The organism is Vibrio sp. S457-15, assembly GCF_000960545.1.
Taxonomy (GTDB): domain Bacteria; phylum Pseudomonadota; class Gammaproteobacteria; order Enterobacterales; family Vibrionaceae; genus Vibrio; species Vibrio parahaemolyticus.
In genome coordinates this window covers 1-434 of the sequence record NZ_JYOQ01000043.1, presented here as the reverse complement: position 1 = coordinate 434, position 434 = coordinate 1, and the positions used below count along the sequence as shown (strand labels likewise).

1 pseudogene is annotated in these 434 nt (G+C 36.2%); it reads left to right on the top strand.

The annotated features are described in order from the left end of the window. Positions 1-101: 101 nt before the first annotated feature. A pseudogene (locus UF05_RS06060) lies at positions 102-434 on the top strand (hypothetical protein); the annotation flags it as partial.

Below are 434 nucleotides of genomic sequence, written 5' to 3'. Positions count from 1 at the left end.
GGCACATTAGATCTCTAATAGACTTTTTAGCACGCGAGAAGCCAAAGTTAATAGTTGATGTATTAGATAGATACAGAAACCTTCATAACTATGACAGTTACTTGGAAGAAAACCTATACAGGCTCAACAACTTGGGCAATCAATACAGTACTTTTGCATTTGATGAAATAAGTAACTTCACTAAAAAAAACAAAGAACTATTAACTGAATCACCACAAGATTATGCCCAAGAAATCACTCTTCTTCTTTATAAAGTAGTACAGGGAAAACCTGAAACACTAAAGCCATCGCCCAGCAAATATAGAGAACTTGCGAAAGAAGTATCTGAAATTGAAAAAGATATAATGCATGCGGTGATTAAAGAAAATGGCAATCGATATTCTAAGCGCTCGGCGCACGAAGCCATAAGGACATTAGCTCTACACAAGGAATGG